Genomic DNA, 15,294 nt, shown 5'->3' on the forward strand with positions numbered 1-15,294 from the left:
ATGCCGACGGCCGAGGAAGACCGCGCCAGTCGACGGCTGGCCTGGTGCGCGGCGCATCTGCTGCGCCACGCACCGGACCACGTCGTCACCGACCTGATAGGCCGGCTCGACGCGCCGACCCGCAAGTACCTGTGCCGCGACGAGTGGCTGTCGGCCTCCACCGTCAGCCTGCTGCTGCGCCACGGCAGCGGAGAGGACCGGACGTACGTCGCCCGCAATCCGCACGTCGTCGGACGCCCCCTGCCCGGGCTGCCGGGCCCGGCCCGGTACGCGGCCCGCCCCGGGCCCTCGCCCGAGCTGCTGCGGCTGACCGGCCCCGGCCCGTTCACCACCGGCGAGCTCGTCGCCCTGCTGCGCCGGCACGGCCGCAGGCCCCGCGTCCCGCTCACCCTGCTGCGGATGCCGCACGAGCCCCTCGACCCGGCCGCCCTGCTGCACGAGCACGCCCGCGAACCCCTGCCGCCCGGCGCGGTGGAGGCGCTGCTGCTGGCCGGCGCACTGCCCGGGGCGGCCGGCCGGGCGCTGCTCGACGCCGGGACCCAGGACACCGCGGGGCACCGGTGGTACCGGCCCGCCGTCCGCGCCGTCCGGATGGGGATGCTCACCTGCGACGAGCTCGTCGCCCACGTCGCCCCCGCGCACCGCACGCTGCTGCTCACCGACCTGCCGGCGGCCGGCGGCCTGCGCTGGTCCCTGCCCGAGCGGGCCGGCATGCGGACCGCCGTCGCCCGGGCCCTGCGACCGCTGCGGGACGACCCGCGGCTGTGGGCGGAGCTGCTGCGGCACGCCCCCGGCTTCCGCGGCACCCTGCCGGTGCTCGTGGCCCGGCTCGTGCGCGGCACCCTGCCGGAGCCCGTCGCCGGACCGGACGTACCGGGGCTGACCGAGGCGGTGCGCTCGCTGGCCCCGGGGACCGCCCCGCCCGCCGGGGGCGTCGACCGCGAACTGGCCCTGGCCAGCCTCGCGGTGCCCATGCCCTCCGTCGAGGAGGACATCCGCTGGGTGCGCGACTGCCTGGCCCGCGGGCTGCTCACCGGCGAGGACGTGATCCGGCACAAGGCGCCCGCCTGCTGGGCGCTGGACGAGGGGCACTGGCTGGGCGACGTGAGCCACCCCGACCGCCACGACTGGGCCGCGCCGGTGCTCGCCGCCCGGGCCGAGGCCGACCGGCTGTTCGCGCTGGCCCTCGGCGCCGACCCCGACGCCTGGTGGCGCGTCGCCGTCACCCTGCCCGACTTCGCCGGAACGCTGCCGCACCTCCTCCTGCGGGTCACGGACGGGGGCTCCGTGTCGGAGCGCCCCTGAGTTGCGGCAACAATGGGGGGCATGAGCGACCGCCCAGTCCCCCTCGCCGATCCGCACCTCCTCTTCGACCCCGCGGCCGGCCGCCGGGACATCGTCATCCTCGGGTCCACCGGTTCCATCGGCACCCAGGCCATCGACCTCGCCCTGCGCAACCCGGACCGCTTCCGGGTGACCGCGCTGTCCGCCGCCGGCGGCCGGGTCGAGCTGCTGGCCGACCAGGCCAGGCGGCTCGGGGTGCGGACGGTGGCCGTCGCCCGCGAGGACGCCGTACCGGCCCTGAAAGAGGCGCTGAGCGCCCGGTACGGCGCCTGCGAGCCGCTGCCCGAGATCCTGGCCGGGCCGGACGCGGCAGCCGACCTCGCGGCCTCCGAGTGCCACACCGTCCTCAACGGCATCACCGGCTCCATCGGCCTCGCGCCGACCCTCGCCGCGCTGCGGGCGGGCCGGACCCTGGCGCTGGCGAACAAGGAGTCGCTGATCGTCGGCGGTCCCCTGGTGAAGGCCCTCGCCCGGCCCGGCCAGATCATCCCCGTCGACTCCGAGCACGCCGCGCTCTTCCAGGCGCTGGCCGCCGGGACCAGGGCCGACGTGCGCAAGCTCGTCGTCACGGCCTCCGGCGGGCCCTTCCGCGGACGCACCCGCGCGCAGCTGGCCGAGGTCACCGTCGAGGACGCCCTCGCGCACCCGACCTGGGCCATGGGCCCGGTGATCACCGTCAACAGCGCGACGCTGGTCAACAAGGGGCTGGAGGTCATCGAGGCGCACCTGCTCTACGACATCCCCTTCGACCGGATCGAGGTCGTGGTCCACCCCCAGTCCTACGTGCACTCGATGGTCGAGTTCACCGACGGCTCCACGCTCGCCCAGGCCACCCCGCCGGACATGCGCGGGCCCATCGCGATCGGGCTGGGCTGGCCCCACCGGATCCCGGACGCCGCCCCCGCCTTCGACTGGACCACAGCCTCCAGCTGGGAGTTCTTCCCGCTCGACACCGAGGCCTTCCCCGCGGTGGGGCTCGCCCGGCACGTGGGCACGCTCGGCGGCACCGCCCCGGCCGTGTTCAACGCGGCCAACGAGGAGTGCGTGGAGGCGTTCCTGGCAGGTCGGCTGCCTTTCACGGCCATCATGGATACCGTCTCTGCCGTGGTCGACGAGCACGGGACGCCGGAGTCGGGAACCTCCCTGACCGTCCGGGACGTCCTTGAAGCAGAGGCCTGGGCCCGGGCCCGGGCCCGGGAGACGGCGGCGCGTGCCGCCCTGGAGGCGAGCGCATGACCCTGCTGATGACGGTGCTCGGAGTGGTGATCTTCGCCGTCGGCCTACTGGTCTCGATCGCCTGGCACGAGCTCGGGCACCTCTCCACGGCCAAGCTCTTCGGCATCCGGGTGCCGCAGTACATGGTGGGCTTCGGCCCGACCCTCTGGTCGCGGAGGAAGGGCGAGACGGAGTACGGGATCAAGGCCATCCCGATGGGCGGCTACATCCGGATGATCGGGATGTTCCCGCCCGGTGAGGACGGCCGGGTCACCGCCCGCTCGACCTCGCCGTTCCGGTCGATGATCGAGGACGCGCGCTCGGCCGCGTACGAGGAGCTCCGGCCCGGGGACGAGACCCGGCTCTTCTACACGCGCAAGCCGTGGAAGCGCGTGATCGTGATGTTCGCCGGCCCCTTCATGAACCTGGTCCTGGCCGTGGCGATCTTCCTCACCACGCTCATGGCCTTCGGCCTGAACACGCAGACCACCACCGTCGCCACCGTCTCCGACTGCGTCATCCAGCAGAGCGAGAAGCGCACCACGTGCGCCCCCGGCGACCCGGCCGCCCCCGCCAAGGCGGCGGGCCTCAAGGCCGGCGACAAGATCGTCGCCTTCAACGGCCGGCCGGTCCGGGACTGGTCCGCCCTCCAGAAGGACATCCGCGCCACCGTCGGCCCCGCCACGATCACCGTCGAACGGGCCGGCGAGAAGGTCGGCCTCACGGCGAACCTCATCGAGAACAAGGTCGCCAGGACCGACGCCGACGGCAAGTACGTCAAGGACCAGTACGTCACCGCCGGCTTCCTCGGCTTCGCCCCGGCCTCCGGCTACGTCCCGCAGTCCTTCGGCCAGTCCGTCGACCGCATGGGCGAGATGATGGCGGCCGGCGTGCAGTCGCTGATCGACCTGCCCTCCAAGGTCCCCGACCTGTGGAACGCGGCCTTCAACGGGGCCGAGCGCGCCCAGGACAGCCCCATGGGCGTGGTCGGAGCGGCGCGGGTCAGCGGTGAGATCTTCACCCTCGACATCCCCGCCCAGCACCAGCTGGTGTTCTTCCTCAACCTGCTGGCCGGTTTCAACCTCTCGCTGTTCCTGTTCAACATGCTGCCGCTGCTCCCGCTCGACGGCGGGCACATCGCGGGCGCCCTGTGGGAGTCGGTGCGGCGGGGCGTGGCCCGGGTCTTCCGGCGCCCCGACCCGGGCCCGTTCGACGTGGCCAAGCTGATGCCGGTGGCGTACGTGGTGGCCGGGCTGTTCATCTGCTTCACGCTGCTGGTGATGGTGGCGGACGTGGTGAACCCCATCAAGATCACCTGAGCGCGGCAGGTCCTGCCCGACGCGGGGGAGAGCCGGGCACGCATCGTGCCCGGCTCCCTACGTTCGAGTGGCACGGGCCCTCGGATGCGAGGGCCGCACCGTGATTGGCGTAATCTCGAAGCCTGGAGCCCGCCGATCTCGGGCCTTGATCCACACCTTGGGGTTGCACAGCAGATGACTGCCATCTCTCTCGGAATGCCGTCCGTGCCGACGAAGCTTGCCGACCGCCGGGTCAGCCGCAAGATCCAGGTCGGCTCCGTGGCCGTCGGCGGCGACGCGCCCATTTCCGTCCAGTCGATGACCACGACCCGGACCTCCGACATCGGCGCCACGCTCCAGCAGATCGCGGAACTGACCGCCTCCGGCTGCAACATCGTCCGCGTCGCCTGCCCGACCCAGGACGACGCCGACGCGCTCGCCGTGATCGCCAAGAAGTCGCAGATCCCGGTCATCGCCGACATCCACTTCCAGCCGAAGTACGTGTTCGCCGCGATCGACGCCGGCTGCGCGGCGGTCCGCGTCAACCCGGGCAACATCAAGCAGTTCGACGACAAGGTCAAGGAGATCGCGAAGGCCGCCAACGACGCGGGCACCCCGATCCGCATCGGCGTCAACGCCGGCTCCCTCGACGCCCGGCTGCTGAAGAAGTACGGCAAGGCCACCCCCGAGGCGCTGGTCGAGTCCGCGCTGTGGGAGGCGTCCCTCTTCGAGGAGCACGGCTTCAGCGACATCAAGATCTCGGTCAAGCACAACGACCCGGTCGTCATGGTCAACGCCTACCGCCAGCTGGCCGCCGCCTGCGACTACCCGCTGCACCTCGGCGTCACCGAGGCCGGCCCCGCCTTCCAGGGCACCATCAAGTCCGCCGTCGCCTTCGGCGCCCTGCTCTCCGAGGGCATCGGCGACACCATCCGCGTCTCCCTCTCCGCGCCGCCCGCCGAAGAGGTCAAGGTCGGCATCCAGATCCTGGAGTCCCTCAACCTCAAGCCGCGCCGCCTGGAGATCGTCTCCTGCCCGTCCTGCGGGCGCGCCCAGGTCGACGTCTACAAGCTGGCCGAGGAGGTCACGGCGGGCCTGGAGGGCATGGAGGTCCCGCTGCGCGTCGCGGTCATGGGCTGCGTCGTCAACGGCCCCGGCGAGGCCCGCGAGGCCGACCTGGGCGTGGCCTCCGGCAACGGCAAGGGCCAGATCTTCGTGAAGGGCGAGGTCATCAAGACCGTCCCCGAGTCGAAGATCGTGGAGACCCTCATCGAAGAGGCGATGAAGATCGCCGAGCAGATGGAGAAGGACGGCGTGATGTCGGGCGAGCCGACGGTCGCCATCGGCGTCTGATCCGCCGCGGGCCCCGCCCGCCTTCCGCACGGCCCCGGTCCCGGCCCCGTACCCGCAGTTCGCGGGCGGGGCCGGGGCTTTTTCGTGACCCCGGCGACCGGGCATCAGCCCGTCGCGGCGGGTACAGTGCGGAGATCAGCAGACTTGCACGGTGAGGCCCCAGTGTTGACGCAGACCACCACCCGGGTCCTTGAGCCCGGTGATCTCGACGCGGCGCTCGACGTCCTCGGACGCCGGCCCGTCGAGAACGCGTTCGTCACCTCCCGGGTCCAGGTCGCCGGGCTCGACCCCTGGCGCCTGGGCGGCGAGATGTGGGGGTGGTACGCCGACGGCGAGCTCCGCTCCCTGTGCTACGCGGGCGCGAACCTGGTCCCCGTCTGCGCCGAGCCCGACGCCGTACGCGCCTTCGCCGACCGCGCCCGCCGCACGGGCCGCCGCTGCTCCTCCATCGTGGGCCCCGCCGAGACCACCCGGCTGCTGTGGCAGCTGCTGGAGCCCAGCTGGGGCCCCGCCCGCGACGTGCGCTCCCACCAGCCGCTCATGGTCATGGAGCGCCCGTCCACCACGGTCGACGCCGACCCGCTGGTCCGCCGCGTCCGCAAGGACGAGATGGACCTGATCATGCCGGCCTGCGTGGCCATGTTCACCGAGGAGGTCGGCATCTCGCCGATGGCCGGTGACGGAGGGCTGCTCTACCAGGCCAGGGTCGCCGAACTCGTCGGCAGCGGCCGCTCCTTCGCCCGCATCGAGGACGGGAAGGTCGTCTTCAAGGCGGAGATCGGCGCCGCCACCGCCGGCGCCTGCCAGATCCAGGGCGTGTGGGTGGCCCCCGAGTTCCGCGGGCGCGGCTACTCGGAGACCGGGATGGCCGCCGTCGTCGCCTACGCCCTGCGCGACGTGGCGCCCGTGGTCAGCCTCTACGTCAACGACTTCAACACCGCGGCCCGGGCCGCCTACCGGCGGGTGGGCTTCCGTGAGGTCGGCGCTTTCATGAGCGTCCTGTTCTGAACCCGCCCGACCCGTTCCGGCCCCTCCCTACCGCGAAGTAAGGTCGCCGCATGCTGCCTTCCGGAGTCCGCATCGGCCCCTTCGACCTCGCCGCCCGGGTGGACGAGGCCCTGCGCGTGCAGGCCGTCGCCTTCGGGCTCAGCGAGGAGGAGGTCGGCATCCGGCGCTACATCGTGCAGCGCCACATGACCTGCCGCGGCGCCCGCGCGCTCGGCGCCTTCACCGACGACGGCGCGCTCACCGGGTTCGTGTACGGGATGCCCAACGACCGCACCCACTGGTGGTCCACGATCGTCGAGCCCTACCTGCGGGCGGGTGGCCACGAGCACTGGCTCGACGGCTCCTTCGTGATCACGGAACTGCACGTCCACCCGGGGTTCCAGGGGCACGGCGTCGGCCGGGCGCTGATCACCGAGATCACCGACAGCGCCGCCGAGCCGCGCTCGATCCTCTCCGCCATCGACACCGACAGCCCGGCCCGCGGCCTCTACCGGGCCCTCGGCTACGCGGACCTCGCCCGCCAGGTCCACTTCCCGAGCGCGAGCCTCCCGTACGCCGTCATGGGCGCCCCGCTGCCCCTGCCGAGGCGCTGAAGGCCCGCGGCTCGGGCGCAGCCCCGGGGGCCGGGCCGCCTCGGCGGGTCCGGAGCCCAGGGCGTGCCTCTCGGATCAGGCCGGGCCCTGGGCGCGGGGGTCCCGGTCCTCGAAGGGCGGCGGCGCGCCGTCCAGGGACAGGTCGAGGTCAGCGGCCGCCGGGGCGGGGGCCCGGACCTCGCGCGGTACCTCGCCCGGGGCCGGGCCCTGCGCCCCGGGTTCGGACAGGGGCGCGGCCGCAGCGGAGGGCGCGGGCGCGGCCGCCGCGGCCGCGGCGCCCGGAGCCGCGGGCGCCGCACGCTCCAGGAACCGCAGGAGTTCCACCGGAAACGGCAGGACCAGCGTCGAGTTCTTCTCCGCGGCCACCGCCACCACGGTCTGCAGCAACCGCAGCTGCAGCGCGGCCGGCTGCTCCGACATCACCCCCGCCGCCTCGGCCAGCTTGTGCGACGCCTGCAGCTCGGCATCGGCGTTGATGACGCGCGCCCGCCGCTCGCGGTCCGCCTCCGCCTGCCGGGCCATCGACCGCTTCATCGTCTCCGGCAGGGACACGTCCTTGATCTCGACCCGGTCGATCTGCACGCCCCACCCCACCGCCGGGCTGTCGATCATCAGCTCCAGCCCCTGGTTGAGCATCTCGCGGTTGGACAGCAGGTCGTCCAGGTCCGACTTGCCGATGATCGACCGCAGGGAGGTCTGCGCCATCTGCGAGACGGCGAACCGGTAGTCCTCCACCGCCACGACCGCGCTCGCCGGATCGACGACCTTGAAGTACACGACGGCGTCCACCCGGACCGTGACGTTGTCCCGCGTGATGCCCTCCTGCGCCGGCACCGGCAGCGTCACGATCTGCATGTTGACCTTCCGCAGCCGGTCGATCACCGGGACGACCACGGTGAAACCGGGCCCCCTGATCTCGTCCCGCAGCCGGCCGAGGCGGAACACCAGGCCCCGCTCGTACTGCTTCACCACGCGCGCGGCGGCCCCCAGGTACACCGCGGCGGCCGTCGCTGCGGCGATCCCCGCCGTCAGCAGTTCTTCGACCATGAGGGCGACCTCCTGCCGGACAGAGCAGGACATGCGTTCTTTCCCACGGTATGCCCTACAGCCAGGCGGCGAACTCCAGCAGCAGCTCCGCCTCCCGGCGCCGCCCCGCGGCCAGCGCCCTGGCGCCGGACTCCACCGCCCGGAACACCGTCCAGCCCCGCAGCCGGTCCCGGTCCACCTCCAGGGCGTCGGCCAGCCGGTTCACCCGGCGCCGGGCACCCGCGGCCCCCGCCGAGGTGGCCACCTGGTCCTCCAGCCGGTCCCGGGCCAGCCGCGCCAGGTCGTACGCCCGCTCGCCGACGACCGGCTCCGGACCCACCGTCAGCCACGGCGCCCGCTCACCGGCGAGGACCTTGCCCTGCCGGAAGTTCCCGTGCAGCAGCAGTTCCTCCGGCGGGAGCACGACGAGCTCCTCGCGGATCGACAGGGCGGCGTCGGCCAGCGCCCGGACCTCCGCCGGGGCCGCCCGCAGGGCCACCGCCTGGCGCTCCGTCCGCTGCGCCACCGTCTCCCAGACGTGCCCGTCCGGCGGCGCCACCCACAGCCTGCGCAGGGTCCCGCCGGCCTCCAGCAGCGCCTTGGCGTCCGGCAGCGACCGCAGCGAGACCTCCGGGTGCAACCGCTCCAGCAGCAGCGCCCCGTCCTCCTCGTGGTAGCGGGAGTCCAGGACCCGTACGGCCCCGAAACCGCCCCAGTGCGCCAGGGCCGCCAGCTCCCGGTCGGGCCGGGCGTGCGGAGGCGCCAGTTTCAGCGCGGCGGGGGTCCCGTCGGGGTACTGGACGAGGACGAGCACGCTGCTGCGGCCGCCCGGGGCCTGCACCCGCTGGGCGCGCACCCCGCGCCGGGACAGCGCCGCCTCGGTGAGCTCGGGCAGCTGCTCCAGCCACTGCTCGTCCTGCGCCGATTGCGGCGTCTCGCCGAGCGCCCGTACGAGCCGCTGCGGCGGTTCGAAAACCATGCGTGCGTGGTCCCTTTCAGCTGCGACGGGCCCGTTTCGCCACTTCAGCGCTTCTCGTTGAGCCCAGGGAAGGCTACGCCGACACCGCGCCAGCGCGCCGCGCGCACGGCCGCCGCGCTCAGCGCGTCGGCCGCCTCCCGGCGCAGCGGACCCTCCGCCGCCCGCACCAGGTCGGAGTACGCGCCCGCCACCCGGTCCTCGATGTCGGCGGCCAGCCGCTCCGCGTCGGCGGGACCGCGCACCTCGAAGGGCAGGGCGTACGCCGCCTCCGCGGGCCGCGGCGCGCCGCCCAGCTCCCGCACGGTCCGGGCCAGCGAGTCCCGCCGCGCGAGGTGGCCGCCGTAGGCCTCCCGGGCCTCGGCCGCGCGGGCCGCCGCGGTCCGGGCGCCGATCACCCCGTAGCCGTACGCGGCCGCGTGCTCGGCGGCGAGTGCGGCCTGGGCGGCCTCCAGGGCTCTTCCGGCGGGCGCGGGCTCGGGCTTCACGGCGTGGCTCCGGGGGTCGAGGTCAGCAGGTAGGCGTGCACGGCTCCGCAGGCGGCCACCGAGGCCAGCATGCGGGCCAGCTCGCCCGGCGCCGCGGCCAGGTCGATGGTCCGGGCCTCCGACAGGCTGCGCTCGGCGTCCGCGAGGGCGGTCAGGGCGTCGGCGGGCGACGCGGCGACGGGCTCCCCGCCCGGCGGCACCGCGGCGGCCGCCCCCGTTCCGCCGGGCGGGGCGGCGGAAGGCGCGGGGGAGGCCGCGTCCGCGGGGTTGAGGGAGAGGGCCTGCGCGTGCGAGGCGACGGCGGCGCGCAGCGGCGCGAGCCGCGCCGCCAGGGCGGGATGGGCCGCGGCCGTGGCGTCGTAACGTTCCAGCAGCCGCGCACTGTCACGGACGGCCGTTTCGCGCATCCGCCGTTCGAGTGGAATCCCGGTGTCCACGGCGGGCGAACCGGCGGCGGAGCACCCCGCGAGCAGCGCGGTTCCGGCCGCTCCGGCGGTACCGGCGAGCAGGCTCCTGCGCGAGGGCCTCGATGGCAGGGTCCAGGGCACGGGCGACGTCCTCGGGGGTGATGGCGGGGCAGGTGTGATCACCGTACCCGGGGCCCCGTCCCGAGGGCGGACGGCAACACCCTCCGCGACCGGATACCCTTTGACCTGACGCACGACGGAAACCACAACAGCACACGCGGCCGAGGAGTCACCCGGATGAGCACCACCCAGAGCGACAGGCTGCGCGGACTGCTGGAGCCGCTCGTCGCCGCCAAGGGCCTGGACCTCGAGGAGATCGAGCTGTCCAAGGCGGGCAAGCGCCGGATGCTGCGGATCATCGTGGACTCCGACGAGGGTGTGGAACTGGACGCGTGCGCAGAGCTGAGCCGTGAGGTCTCCGACCAGCTCGACGCCTCCGACGTGATGGGCGAGGACGAGTACGTCCTCGAGGTCAGCTCCCCGGGCGCGGACCGCCCCCTCAGCGAGCACCGCCACTACGTGCGTGCGACGGGCCGCCTGGTGAAGTTCCAGCTGGCCGAGGGCGGGGAACTGGTCGCCCGCATCCTCGGCGTCGACGACGAGGGACTGGACGTCGAGGTCCCGGGCGTGAAGGGCCGCAAGGCGACCGCCCGCCGCATTGCTTTCACCGACATCGCCAAGGCGCGTGTCGAGATCGAGTTCAGCCGCAAGGACAAGAAGGAAGAGGAGGCGTAGCCGTGGACATCGACATGAGTGCCCTGCGGGGTCTGGTCCGCGAGAAGGAGATCTCCTTCGACCTGCTCGTCGAGGCGATCGAGTCGGCCCTCCTCATCGCGTACCACCGGACCGAAGGGAGCTTCCGCCGCGCCCGCGTCGTGCTGGACCGCACCAACGGTCACGTGGTCGTGTGGGCGACGGAGGACCCGAGGGACCTCGAAGAGGGCCAGGAGCCCAAGGAGTTCGACGACACGCCGTCGGACTTCGGGCGCATCGCCGCGACGACCGCCAAGCAGGTGATCCTGCAGCGTCTGCGCGACGCCGAGGACGACCTGACCTTCGGCGAGTTCGCCGGCCGGGAGGGCGACGTCATCACCGGCGTCGTCCAGCAGGGCAAGGACCCCAAGAACGTCCTCGTCGACATCGGCAAGCTCGAGGCCATCCTGCCGGTGCAGGAGCAGGTGCCCGGCGAGGAGTACACGCACGGGCTGCGCCTGAAGGCGTACGTCGTGCGGGTGGCGAAGGGTGTCCGCGGTCCGTCCGTGACGCTGTCGCGCACCCACCCCAACCTGGTGAAGAAGCTCTTCGCGCTGGAGGTCCCGGAGATCGCGGACGGCAGCGTCGAGATCTCGGCGATCGCCCGCGAGGCCGGCCACCGCACCAAGATCGCCGTCCGATCGACGCGCTCGGGCCTCAACCCCAAGGGCGCCTGCATCGGCCCGATGGGCAGCCGTGTGCGCAACGTCATGGCCGAGCTGCACGGTGAGAAGATCGACATCGTCGACTGGTCGGACGACCCGGCGGAGATGGTCGCGAACGCGCTGTCACCCGCCCGGGTGAGCAAGGTCGAGGTCGTGGACTGGGACACCCGCTCCGCGCGGGTGACCGTCCCCGACTACCAGTTGTCGCTGGCCATCGGCAAGGAGGGCCAGAACGCCCGCCTCGCCGCGCGGCTCACCGGCTGGCGCATCGACATCCGTCCCGACACGGAGACGTCCGAGGACGCCGACGCGGACGGCAACGGGAATAACCGCGGCCGTCCGCGGGAATAAACCGCTATCGCCCGGGGTTGCCCGGGCGGTAGACAGGGTTCTGAGTGAGCGCCGCGCGGCCATACACCGGCCGGGCGGATCACCACAACACAACAGCCGTTCGATTTTCGCCCGGAACATGTCGGGAGAGGGTCGGTGCGGGGAGGTAGACTTAGGCGTGTCTGGCCGGACGCAAGCCCGCGCACGCCCCGAACGCACCTGTGTGGGGTGTCGGGAGCGAGCGGCCAAGAGCGATCTGCTGCGCATCGTGGCGGTCGAGGACGAATGCGTCCCCGATCCACGCGGTACGCTGCCCGGCCGGGGTGCCTACGTGCACCCCGCCGTGGTCTGCCTCGACCAGGCGGTCCGCCGCCGGGCGTTCCCCCGGGCCCTCCGGTCCGCCGGAGCGCTCGACACGGCGGAACTGCGCAAGGCCCTGGCCCCAGAGGCCGAGGCGACACCGTAAGACGTAGAACGGCACGGATACCCCGTGCGGTCAGGTACCTCGCGAGTTGGAAGTAGGTCGAGATTGCGATGAGCACTCGATGAGTACGCGATGAGTACGCCCATGAAGTAGCAACGGTCCGGCGTAACCCGGACCTAAAAGGAGCGAAGTGGCTAAGGTCCGGGTATACGAACTCGCCAAGGAGTTCGGAGTTGAGAGCAAGGTCGTCATGGCCAAGCTCCAGGAACTCGGTGAGTTCGTCCGTTCGGCGTCCTCGACGATCGAGGCGCCGGTTGTACGCAAGTTGACTGACGCACTGCAGGGGCCCGGCGGCAACGCCGGCAAGTCCGCTGCGAAGCCCGGCGCGCCCCGCAAGGCCGCGCCGGCAAAGCCCGCGGCGCCCTCCCCGGCCGCCGCGGCACGTCCCGCCGCCCCGAAGCCCGGCGCACCGGCCCCCAAGCCGGCCGCCGCAGAGGCTCCGGCCGCAGGCGCTCCGGTGACGCCGGCCGCACCCGGCCCGCGTCCCGGCCCGAAGGCCCCGGCCGCCCCGAAGCCCGCTCCGGCGGCTCCCGTGGCGACCGAGTTCTCCGCGCCTCCGGCGGCTCCCGCCGCCCCGGCGCGCACCGAGCGCACCGAGCGCCCCTCGGCCCCCGGTCCCCGTCCGGCGCAGCAGCGTCCGGCCGCCCAGGGCGGTCAGCCCGGCGCCCGTCCCGGCGCCCCGCGTCCGGCCGGCGCCACCCCCGGTGCCCAGGCACCGCGTCCCGGCGGCCAGGCCCCGCGTCCGCAGGGCGCACGTCCGGCCGGTCCCCGTCCGGGCAACAACCCCTTCACCTCCGGCGGCTCCACCGGCATGGCGCGCCCGCAGGCGCCCCGTCCGGCCGGCGCCCCGCGTCCCGGTGCCCCCGGCGCCGGCGGCGGTCAGGGTGCTCCCCGTCCGCAGGGCGGCCCCGGCGGCGCTCCGCGTCCGCAGGGCGCCGGTGCGGGCCGTCCCACCCCGGGCGGCATGCCCCGTCCGCAGGGCGGCGCCCCGCGTCCGGGCGGTGCTCCCGGCGGTAACCGTCCCAACCCGGGCATGATGCCGCAGCGTCCCGCTGCCGGCGGTCCCGGTCCCCGTCCCGGCGGCGGCCCCGGTGGCCGTGGTCCCGGTGCGGGCGGTCCGCGTCCCGGCGGCGCCGGTCGTCCCGCGGGCGGCGGCTTCGCCGGCCGTCCGGCCGGTCCCGGCTCGCGTCCCGGCGGCGGTGGCGGCTTCGGCGGCCCGCGTCCCGGTGGCGGCGGCTTCGGCGGCGGTCCGGCCGGTGCCGGTGGCGGCGGTCGTCCCGGCTTCGGCGGGCGTCCCGGCGGTCCCGGTGCCCGTGGTGGCACGCAGGGTGCGTTCGGCCGTCCCGGCGGTCCGGCCCGTCGTGGCCGCAAGTCCAAGCGTCAGAGGCGCCAGGAGTACGAGGCCATGCAGGCCCCGTCCGTGGGTGGCGTGATGCTGCCCCGCGGCAACGGCGAGACCGTTCGCCTGTCGCGCGGTGCGTCCCTCACCGACTTCGCGGAGAAGATCAACGCCAACCCGGCGTCGCTGGTCGCGGTCATGATGAACCTCGGCGAGATGGTCACTGCCACGCAGTCCGTCTCCGACGAGACGCTCGAGATGCTGGCCGGCGAGATGAACTACACGGTTCAGATCGTCAGCCCGGAGGAAGAGGACCGCGAGCTCCTCGAGGGCTTCGACATCGAGTTCGGCGAGGACGAGGGCGGCGAGGAATACCTCATGCCGCGTCCGCCGGTCGTCACCGTCATGGGTCACGTCGACCACGGTAAGACCCGCCTGCTCGACGCCATCCGCAAGACGAACGTCGTCGCGGGCGAGGCCGGTGGCATCACCCAGCACATCGGTGCCTACCAGGTCTCCACCGAGGTGAACGACGAAGAGCGTCGCATCACCTTCATCGACACCCCCGGTCACGAGGCGTTCACCGCCATGCGTGCCCGCGGTGCCAAGTCGACCGACATCGCGATCCTCGTGGTCGCGGCCAACGACGGCGTCATGCCGCAGACGATCGAGGCGCTCAACCACGCCAAGGCCGCCGGCGTCCCGATCGTCGTCGCGGTCAACAAGATCGACGTCGAGGGTGCCGACCCGGTCAAGGTGCGCGGTCAGCTCACCGAGTTCGGTCTGGTCGCCGAGGAGTACGGCGGCGACACGATGTTCGTCGACATCTCCGCCAAGCAGGGTCTGCACATCGACTCGCTGCTCGAGGCCGTCGTCCTCACCGCCGACGCCTCGCTCGACCTGCGCGCCAACCCGGAGCAGGACGCTCAGGGTATTGCGATCGAGTCCCACCTCGACCGCGGCCGCGGTGCCGTCGCCACCGTCCTCGTCCAGCGCGGTACCCTCCGCGTCGGCGACACGATGGTCGTGGGCGACGCCTACGGCCGTGTGCGCGCCATGCTCGACGACAAGGGCAACAACGTCGAGGAAGCGGGTCCGTCGACCCCCGTCCTGGTCCTGGGTCTCACCAACGTCCCCGGCGCCGGCGACAACTTCCTCGTCGTCGACGAGGACCGCACGGCCCGTCAGATCGCCGAGAAGCGTGCTGCGCGTGAGCGCAACGCCAACTTCGCCAAGCGCGTCCGTCGCGTGTCCCTCGAGGACCTCGACTCCGTGCTCAAGGCCGGTCTGGTCCAGGAACTCAACCTCATCATCAAGGGCGACGCGTCCGGTGCGGTCGAGGCTCTCGAGTCCTCGCTGCTCCAGCTCGACGTCGGTGAAGAGGTCGACATCCGGGTCCTGCACCGCGGTGTGGGTGCGGTCACCGAGTCCGACATCTCGCTGGCGATGGGCTCCGACGCCATCGTCATCGGTTACAACGTCCGTGCGGCCGGCCGTGCCGCGCAGATGGCGGACCGCGAGGGTGTCGACGTCCGCTACTACTCGGTGATCTACCAGGCCATCGAGGAGATCGAGGCGGCGCTCAAGGGCCTCCTCAAGCCGGAGTACGAAGAGGTCGAGCTCGGTACGGCGGAGGTCCGCGAGATCTTCCGCTCGTCCAAGCTGGGCAACATCGCCGGTGTCCTCATCCGGTCCGGCGAGGTCAAGCGCAACACCAAGGCGCGGCTCCTGCGTGACGGCAAGGTCGTCGCCGAGAACCTCACCATCTCCGGTCTGCGCCGCTTCAAGGACGACGTCACCGAGATCCGCGAAGGCTTCGAGGGCGGTATCAACCTCGGCTCCTTCAACGACATCAAGATCGACGACGTCATCGCGACGTACGAGATGCGCGAGAAGCCCCGCGCGTAAGCGCGAGGCGGTTCGCACCGTGTCGTAACCCCGGGGCCGGTCGGCGG

At 73.2% G+C, this 15,294-nt stretch carries 14 protein-coding genes; 10 read left to right on the top strand and 4 right to left on the bottom strand.

From position 1 onward, the window contains the following. The 6 genes from AC07FY_RS09780 (at window position 1) to AC07FY_RS09805 (ending at window position 6,811) form a co-directional block, all read left to right on the top strand. The gene (locus AC07FY_RS09780) at window positions 1–1,305 is read left to right on the top strand and encodes a hypothetical protein (protein WP_479003034.1); all 1,305 of its coding nucleotides are present in this window, start codon (window positions 1–3) and stop codon (window positions 1,303–1,305) included. A 21-nt stretch (window positions 1,306–1,326) separates the two neighbouring features. Continuing rightward, window positions 1,327–2,580, top strand: coding sequence for a 1-deoxy-D-xylulose-5-phosphate reductoisomerase (dxr, locus tag AC07FY_RS09785; RefSeq protein WP_479003037.1), 1,254 nt, complete (start codon window positions 1,327–1,329; stop codon window positions 2,578–2,580). Beyond that, window positions 2,577–3,878, top strand: coding sequence for a M50 family metallopeptidase (locus tag AC07FY_RS09790; protein ID WP_479003039.1), 1,302 nt, complete (start codon window positions 2,577–2,579; stop codon window positions 3,876–3,878). The genes dxr and AC07FY_RS09790 overlap by 4 nt, the downstream gene beginning before the upstream one ends. 174 nt (window positions 3,879–4,052) lie before the next feature. Beyond that, window positions 4,053–5,210 carry a flavodoxin-dependent (E)-4-hydroxy-3-methylbut-2-enyl-diphosphate synthase gene (gene ispG, locus AC07FY_RS09795; protein ID WP_479003041.1) on the top strand — a complete coding sequence of 386 codons (1,158 nt, stop codon included), beginning with the start codon at window positions 4,053–4,055 and terminating at the stop codon, window positions 5,208–5,210. 162 nt (window positions 5,211–5,372) lie between these two features. After that, window positions 5,373–6,218, top strand: coding sequence for a GNAT family N-acetyltransferase (locus AC07FY_RS09800; RefSeq protein WP_479003044.1), 846 nt, complete (start codon window positions 5,373–5,375; stop codon window positions 6,216–6,218). A 50-nt stretch (window positions 6,219–6,268) separates the two neighbouring features. Beyond that, the gene (locus AC07FY_RS09805; protein ID WP_479003047.1) at window positions 6,269–6,811 is read left to right on the top strand and encodes a GNAT family N-acetyltransferase; all 543 of its coding nucleotides are present in this window, start codon (window positions 6,269–6,271) and stop codon (window positions 6,809–6,811) included. Window positions 6,812–6,886: 75 nt separating this feature from the next. Here the strand turns inward: AC07FY_RS09805 and AC07FY_RS09810 are convergent, their stop codons facing one another. The 4 genes from AC07FY_RS09810 to AC07FY_RS09825 are packed head-to-tail and all read right to left on the bottom strand — an operon-like array spanning window position 6,887 to window position 9,849. Continuing rightward, window positions 6,887–7,858 (bottom strand): slipin family protein, encoded by a 972-nt coding sequence (locus AC07FY_RS09810; protein WP_479003214.1) that lies wholly within the window; start codon window positions 7,856–7,858, stop codon window positions 6,887–6,889. A gap of 55 nt (window positions 7,859–7,913) precedes the next feature. Then, window positions 7,914–8,816, bottom strand: coding sequence for an aminoglycoside phosphotransferase family protein (locus AC07FY_RS09815; RefSeq protein WP_479003050.1), 903 nt, complete (start codon window positions 8,814–8,816; stop codon window positions 7,914–7,916). 44 nt (window positions 8,817–8,860) lie between these two features. Next, the gene (locus AC07FY_RS09820; protein WP_479003053.1) at window positions 8,861–9,301 is read right to left on the bottom strand and encodes a ferritin-like domain-containing protein; all 441 of its coding nucleotides are present in this window, start codon (window positions 9,299–9,301) and stop codon (window positions 8,861–8,863) included. Continuing rightward, complete coding sequence (locus AC07FY_RS09825) at window positions 9,298–9,849, bottom strand: hypothetical protein (RefSeq protein ID WP_479003056.1); 552 nt, start codon at window positions 9,847–9,849, stop codon at window positions 9,298–9,300. The genes AC07FY_RS09820 and AC07FY_RS09825 overlap by 4 nt, the downstream gene beginning before the upstream one ends. A gap of 156 nt (window positions 9,850–10,005) precedes the next feature. Here AC07FY_RS09825 and rimP point away from each other — a divergent pair, with 156 nt between their 5' ends. The 4 genes from rimP (at window position 10,006) to infB (ending at window position 15,247) form a co-directional block, all read left to right on the top strand. Continuing rightward, complete coding sequence (rimP, locus tag AC07FY_RS09830; RefSeq protein WP_479003058.1) at window positions 10,006–10,503, top strand: ribosome maturation factor RimP; 498 nt, start codon at window positions 10,006–10,008, stop codon at window positions 10,501–10,503. Window positions 10,504–10,505: 2 nt separating this feature from the next. Continuing rightward, complete coding sequence (nusA, locus tag AC07FY_RS09835; protein WP_479003061.1) at window positions 10,506–11,537, top strand: transcription termination factor NusA; 1,032 nt, start codon at window positions 10,506–10,508, stop codon at window positions 11,535–11,537. A gap of 157 nt (window positions 11,538–11,694) precedes the next feature. Further along, window positions 11,695–11,982, top strand: a complete 288-nt coding sequence (locus AC07FY_RS09840; RefSeq protein ID WP_479003064.1) for a YlxR family protein — start codon at window positions 11,695–11,697, stop codon at window positions 11,980–11,982. Between the two features lie 148 nt (window positions 11,983–12,130). Next, window positions 12,131–15,247, top strand: coding sequence for a translation initiation factor IF-2 (gene infB / locus AC07FY_RS09845; RefSeq protein ID WP_479003067.1), 3,117 nt, complete (start codon window positions 12,131–12,133; stop codon window positions 15,245–15,247). Window positions 15,248–15,294: the final 47 nt, after the last annotated feature.

This window comes from Streptomyces sp. NPDC045967 (assembly GCF_056430495.1).

What these genes read in the sequence shown, in the direction of transcription:
- AC07FY_RS09810 (WP_479003214.1), bottom strand. Translation starts at nt 7,858, where the DNA reads ATGGTCGAAGAACTGCTGACGGCGGGGATCGCCGCAGCGACGGCCGCC.
- AC07FY_RS09790 (WP_479003039.1), top strand. Translation starts at nt 2,577, where the DNA reads ATGACCCTGCTGATGACGGTGCTCGGAGTGGTGATCTTCGCCGTCGGC.
- AC07FY_RS09815 (WP_479003050.1), bottom strand. Translation starts at nt 8,816, where the DNA reads ATGGTTTTCGAACCGCCGCAGCGGCTCGTACGGGCGCTCGGCGAGACG.
- dxr (WP_479003037.1), top strand. Translation starts at nt 1,327, where the DNA reads ATGAGCGACCGCCCAGTCCCCCTCGCCGATCCGCACCTCCTCTTCGAC.
- rimP (WP_479003058.1), top strand. Translation starts at nt 10,006, where the DNA reads ATGAGCACCACCCAGAGCGACAGGCTGCGCGGACTGCTGGAGCCGCTC.
- AC07FY_RS09780 (WP_479003034.1), top strand. Translation starts at nt 1, where the DNA reads ATGCCGACGGCCGAGGAAGACCGCGCCAGTCGACGGCTGGCCTGGTGC.
- ispG (WP_479003041.1), top strand. Translation starts at nt 4,053, where the DNA reads ATGACTGCCATCTCTCTCGGAATGCCGTCCGTGCCGACGAAGCTTGCC.
- AC07FY_RS09805 (WP_479003047.1), top strand. Translation starts at nt 6,269, where the DNA reads ATGCTGCCTTCCGGAGTCCGCATCGGCCCCTTCGACCTCGCCGCCCGG.